The organism is Saccharopolyspora sp., from assembly GCF_017434145.1.
GTDB classification, from domain to species: Bacteria; Actinomycetota; Actinomycetes; order Mycobacteriales; family Pseudonocardiaceae; genus Saccharopolyspora_C; species Saccharopolyspora_C galaxeae.
On sequence record NZ_JAFRFW010000813.1, the window covers coordinates 1 to 1947 of the forward strand.

General features: G+C 73.3%; 1 pseudogene. It reads right to left on the reverse strand.

The window, feature by feature from the left end:
• A pseudogene (locus IJH84_RS22060) lies at positions 1-1832 on the reverse strand (ATPase); the annotation flags it as partial.
• Positions 1833-1947 lie beyond the last annotated feature (115 nt).

Consider the following 1947-nt stretch of genomic DNA (forward strand, 5'->3'; position numbering starts at 1 on the left):
AGCACGTCCAGCTCCAGGCGCCGCCGGGTCGCCGCGGCGAGCGCGCGTTCGCGCCGCCAGCCGCGCTCGGGATCTTCCTCGTCGACGAAGTGATCCAGCTGCGGCTCGGCCACCACCCGGTACGGATTGAGGATGCCCGGCTGGGCGTTAAGCAGGTTGATCGGGCGCGCGTACGGCCGCAGCTCGGGCAACTTGCACAGTTCCGCCAGCGGCCCGGACGGGTCCAGCAGCGTCCAGTGCGCCCCGGCGCGCAACGTCTTGTAGACGAGTCCGCCGCCGAGGAACGACTTGCCGCCACCGAGTCCGGCGACCATGGCCGTGAGCCCGGATGCGTCGCGGATCTCCTGCGCCATCCACGGGTCCCACGCCACCGGCCGCCGAGTCGCGGTGCAGGTCTCACCGAGCATCACGCCGCGCCGGTCACCGACCTCCGCGGTCGCCTGCGGCACCGCCGCGGCCGCCCACACCACCGAACCGCGGCGCAGGTAGGCGCCGGAGGCCAGCTGCTCGCCCGGGATGAACTCGCGGGCCATCGCGTACTGCGCCTCGGGGTGCTCGATGGCGACCTTCGGCTTGTACAGGTCCAGGATCTGCTGGGCCAGCTTGAGCGCGTCGCGCTCGGTCGGGCCGGAGACCGCCAGCCGCCACCACGAGCGCACGCGGGTGGCGAGCGCGGTGAAACCGGTGGTCATCTCGTCGTCGATCTCCAGCACCCGGCCCGCCTGGCGGGACAGCGAGGTCGGCGGCTCCAGGCCGTGTTCCTCGGTGTAGTGGCGAACCTGCGAACGCACCTTGTTCATCTGACGCTGCAGCTCGCCGCCGACGTCCTCCGGGCGGCGCACGTAGATCCGCGCGGACCACTCCACCGGGGCGGGCAGCCGGTCGGAGTGCTGCAACCACGGGTCGTCGACCTCCGGGACCTGCAGGCCGTGCGTCTGGCCCACGGTCAGCACCGCGACGTGCCTGCTGACACCGGCGTTGGAACCGGTGCGGCCGCGCACCGTGGCGGTCGGCGCGTACGGCTCCTGGTGCAGGTCGGCCGCATCGGTGAACGAGGCCAGGTCCTCCGGCTCCCACGCCGCGCCGGGCACCGCGGGCATGTTGCGCGGCGCGGGCAGGCCCAGCGAGCAGGACCGGTGCATCAGCCAGGACATCTCCTCGGCGGTGACCGGGCGGCCGTCCAGCCCGGCGGATCCGATCACCTGGTCCAGGTGCTCGATCTCGCTGTCCAGGGCGACGAGTTCGGCGTCCACGGCCTCCGGGAACACCCTGCGCAGCAGCGGCGCGGCGCGCTCGACCGCGCGGTCCACCACGTTGCGGGTCTGCACCTGGACGCCGAGGTAGACCTCCTTCTCGGCCATCGACCGGCCCATCAGCTGCTGCTGCTCGCCGACCATGTAGTCGTCGAAGCTCAGCGCACCCGGGCTGTCCGGCAGCGCACCGCGGGCGTTGTGCACGTGCGCCTCGGCCCACATCCGGATCGGGTACGGGCGGCTGGTGACCCGCAGGTGCATCCAGCGGCCCTGCAGCTCCGCGTACTGCCCGGCGATCGCCGCGATCAGGTCCTGGCGCTGCGAGTCCGAGCGGAACGACCAGCGCTGCGAGGACAACCGGTACCAGGCGAACACGTCCTGCCCGGTGCGCAGCAGGTGCCCGTCGATGGAGCGGGCGGCGATCGACGGTGTGTAGCTGGGCAGGCTCTGCTCGTCGGGCAGCCTGCGGTCCTTGCGCTTGCCCTTCGATCCGGCGCCCTTCGCCCCCGCGCCGCGGGCGCGCTGGGGCGTGCCGGGAACCTGAGCCTGGCGCTCACCGCCGCGACGGCGACCGAACACCGCGAACCTCCTTGCTACGCGCTCGCCCGCGGGTGGGCCTGCCTTGGCCCGCGGACCTCCTGGGGCGGCGGACGGGCTGCTGCCCCGTCCCGGTGCTGCGCTGGGATCGGGCGGG